The organism is Mesorhizobium sp. M7A.F.Ca.ET.027.02.1.1, assembly GCF_004022985.1.
In the GTDB taxonomy this organism is placed as follows: Bacteria; Pseudomonadota; Alphaproteobacteria; order Rhizobiales; family Rhizobiaceae; genus Mesorhizobium.
This window is the reverse complement of record NZ_RZOL01000576.1, coordinates 1-2,960: the sequence shown is the minus strand read 5'-3', so window position 1 is coordinate 2,960 and position 2,960 is coordinate 1. Positions and strand designations below refer to the sequence as shown.

Annotated in this window: 5 protein-coding genes; 2 read left to right on the top strand and 3 right to left on the bottom strand. The window is 59.6% G+C overall.

Going from position 1 to position 2,960, the window contains the following annotated elements; all coding sequences use genetic code 11:
- Nucleotides 1-112: 112 nt before the first annotated feature.
- Nucleotides 113-445: a hypothetical protein gene (locus EN749_RS33635; RefSeq protein ID WP_128364785.1), complete on the top strand. Its 333-nt coding sequence runs from the start codon at nucleotides 113-115 to the stop codon at nucleotides 443-445.
- A gap of 45 nt (nucleotides 446-490) precedes the next feature.
- On the opposite strand, the gene EN749_RS33630 is transcribed toward EN749_RS33635, so the two are convergent.
- The 3 genes from EN749_RS33630 to EN749_RS33620 are packed head-to-tail and all read right to left on the bottom strand — an operon-like array spanning nucleotide 491 to nucleotide 2,356.
- Entirely contained in the window at nucleotides 491-1,189 is a 699-nt protein-coding gene (locus EN749_RS33630; protein WP_189367897.1) for a transglycosylase SLT domain-containing protein, read from the bottom strand.
- Between the two features lies 1 nt (nucleotide 1,190).
- Entirely contained in the window at nucleotides 1,191-1,706 is a 516-nt protein-coding gene (locus EN749_RS33625; protein ID WP_128364783.1) for a hypothetical protein, read from the bottom strand.
- Between the two features lie 59 nt (nucleotides 1,707-1,765).
- The gene (locus tag EN749_RS33620) at nucleotides 1,766-2,356 is read right to left on the bottom strand and encodes a hypothetical protein (protein ID WP_128364782.1); all 591 of its coding nucleotides are present in this window, start codon (nucleotides 2,354-2,356) and stop codon (nucleotides 1,766-1,768) included.
- A 43-nt stretch (nucleotides 2,357-2,399) separates the two neighbouring features.
- On the opposite strand from EN749_RS33620, the gene EN749_RS33615 reads away from it, so the two are divergent.
- A partial coding sequence (locus tag EN749_RS33615; protein WP_145991122.1) for an acyltransferase occupies nucleotides 2,400-2,960 on the top strand: 561 nt, incomplete at its 3' end.

Here is a 2,960-nt window from a genome sequence, read left to right as displayed (position 1 = left end):
GTGTAGATTCATTTGCTACGATAGGCAGAAAATCTATTTTATATTTCTTTGACTCGCATCAGGAAATTCGCCAGCGTCGATTCAATGGCATCATTTTGCTGAAGGGTTCACGATGCAAGCGAATTTCTGGCAAGTCGCAGGAGACGACGCGCTCTATAGGGAGGCGGCGGCGTTCGTCGATTGCCACCCGAAACCATGGGTGGAAGAGGTTTCGGAATTTCTGCGGAAGAAAGGCAAGCCCGAGACGATCACGTTGGTGATCGGACAGTTCATCGTGGCGGCTCTGTTCGAAGGACGACACGCGGATCTGTTGTACTGGTCGTTGGTTGCGGCCGAACTGAACTGCGTTGCGATGGAGCAATTGCCAGATGATGTGCGCCAGGAGCTGGCGAGCCATCTGAAACGGGGATTTGGCAAGCTCTCGTCGCGAAATCTCTCCCATTAAAGGCGGCGCCCCGACGGCGTGGCCTCAAATAAGGGAGATCGGGTCTCACACCTGACCAGAGGCAACGTTTATGTCGCTGCCGGCGGGACCGGGAGCGGATGAAGCGAGTTTTGTGTCACCACCGTTAGGCGTCGGAAAGTCGCCTGGCCCCATTTGGCAGACCGCTTGCGCGCCGCATCCCTGAGGAATGGATTGGCCGGCCGAATTGAGGCCGGCATAGCGGCGGGTTACGTCGTTGGTCCAGTTACGGCGCTGGCTTTCAGTGCTGCCGTTGTAACGGTCGGCGAGGCAGCGAATACCTGACGTGCCGCCGCATGATTTGACAGCATCGCGAAGCGTCATTACGCCGCCTTCAATGTTTTCGGACAAAATGCCCCGATCCATTCCGTAGGCGCGACCGGTCGCCCCCGTAAGCTGCATCGGCCCAAGAACTCCACTGAAGGAGCCGGCACATGCTGACATCGCGCCTTCGTGAGCGGACACGGCAAGAGCGAGCTTGGGATCAACGCCATACTTGGTGGCAGCGTCTACAATCATATTGGCGATGTTCGGGTTGCGCTCCATCATCTCTTGCGTGGACGGATAGCTCGGCAGACCCGCTCCGTTCTTACAAAGGGAAAGCAAGGTCGTCTTGTCATTGAGGTCGCAAGAATTTGCATCGTGGTCAAAGGAATTCGCTTGCGCAAAACGCGCTTGTCCGACGACCAGGAGCGCGGAGAGGAGTATCGGCAGGGGACGCAGCATCTTACTTCCCGGGGCAGAAATTATAAGTGTTGCCATTGATGGAAAGGGCGTCGCTGGATGGGCGCGTAATCTTCATCGGCGTGATGACCGGGGAGCTGCTGCCACGCTCTGTACATGAGGCTTGGAACGCATCGTCTGCATGACGGGTGCCTGCTATCTTGCACGTGCTTGCGCCGACGGTGATTGCGTCGCCGTCGAACTCGGCAAGTTCGAGAGCGCCGACGCCTTGGTCGAGATCGGCACATGTGTGCGTGGACGCTACATATGATCCCTGCGGAGCCTTGAGCGGATCAAGCGCTTGCGCGATTGCCGGCGAGATCAAGACGGCTAGAGTCGCGAAGATTGTCGGGCTGGCCATGGCAGATCTCCTGAACATCATCCCGCCGTGGCCGCCGGCAGCAGCCGCGGTGAAGGCCGCGCATCGCGCGTCGTGAGGGATGCCTCGATCCGCTGGCGCTGGCGATGGCCGGTGGCAGGCTGGTGTACTGAATAAGGTCAGGTTTTCCATTTCGATCATGGTTGCGCTCCTTCCGAATATCGAGGTTGCCGGAAACACACCGGGCATCGCGGCTTCCCCTAGGGTTGCGGGACAGGGACCCGGAATTGGCATTCCGGGGCGATTTCACCTTGGAACACGATGCCAGCGCGAATTGTTTTGGCCTGAACATCATATGCACCCATCGCACCATTCCGAGTGAGGTCGGGGCGGACGTTGTTCGGTTGCGCGCCATATTCAATGAAACAGCCGGAGCCAGCGTCAGCAACCGTGGATCGGCTGTTCTTGTAGATCGCCAAGCGCATGGGACATCGTTTCAGCGTGGCCTTGCCGACGGGATCCGTGCGGATCGGCGAGCAGCCGGTAAGCGTATGCAGGACCGAGAGCACGACTGTTTTCGTCGGGCTGCGCACCACGATGTGACTCTCGGAAGCCGGCGCGTTGGCGGCCGCAAAGCGCGTATCACCTTTGGCCACGTAGGCGTCGTTGTTCTCCTTTAGCCGGTCGGCCCATAGCGAGGCGTAGGGCGCAGCTTCCGAGTTCGGGAGCTCGAGATCGGCATAGGCGACGGCGCGCCAGGCGTTCGGATCATGCGTGAGCGACTGAGCCGACGCGTGCGGCGCCAATGTAAGGGCAGCCGCGACTGCGACAAATGTCAGGCGTTCGTGCATTCCTTGCCTCGCTTTTATACCCTATGATTAAATCAATGTTATAATGATTGTCGAGCGGGATATTTGGATGGGACAAGAAGCTCGCCTATCGGGGCTGGATGAATTGCGAGGTCTGGCGATCGGGCTGGTGGTGCTGTCGCATGTCGGGCCGGTCTTCGGAGAAGGCGGGACGGTCGCCGCTCTGCTGTTTGCGCCGGCGTGGGGCGTCGGGGTCGACCTGTTCTTTGTGATTTCCGGCCTGGTGGTGGAACGCTCATTGCGAAGCCTGCGCCTCGAGCGCGGAGCGCTCAAGGCGGCCTCCGCCTTCTATGTCAGGCGTGCTATGCGGATCGTGCCGCTGGCCTGGTGCGTCGGCGCCATCCTCTCGATCGGATTGATCATCCCGGGAAGCGGCGTTGAGCCTGCAGACGCGATGGCGGCATTCGCCTTCATCTCGAATGCGCATTGGGCGCCCTGTTTCGGGGGCGCCACAGGATGCGGGAACGTCTTTGCGTTTGTGCCATTCTGGTCGATCGCCGCCGAGATGCAATTTTATCTACTGGCTCCGCTCCTGGTGTTCTTGCTACCGCGGCGGGCGCTTGTCGCGCTGGCCGGACTCGTTCTC

Excerpts from the sequence above, each read along its gene's own strand:
- EN749_RS33625 (WP_128364783.1), bottom strand. The coding sequence starts at position 1,706 with ATGATCGAAATGGAAAACCTGACCTTATTCAGTACACCAGCCTGCCAC.
- EN749_RS33630 (WP_189367897.1), bottom strand. The coding sequence starts at position 1,189 with ATGCTGCGTCCCCTGCCGATACTCCTCTCCGCGCTCCTGGTCGTCGGA.
- EN749_RS33620 (WP_128364782.1), bottom strand. The coding sequence starts at position 2,356 with ATGCACGAACGCCTGACATTTGTCGCAGTCGCGGCTGCCCTTACATTG.
- EN749_RS33635 (WP_128364785.1), top strand. The coding sequence starts at position 113 with ATGCAAGCGAATTTCTGGCAAGTCGCAGGAGACGACGCGCTCTATAGG.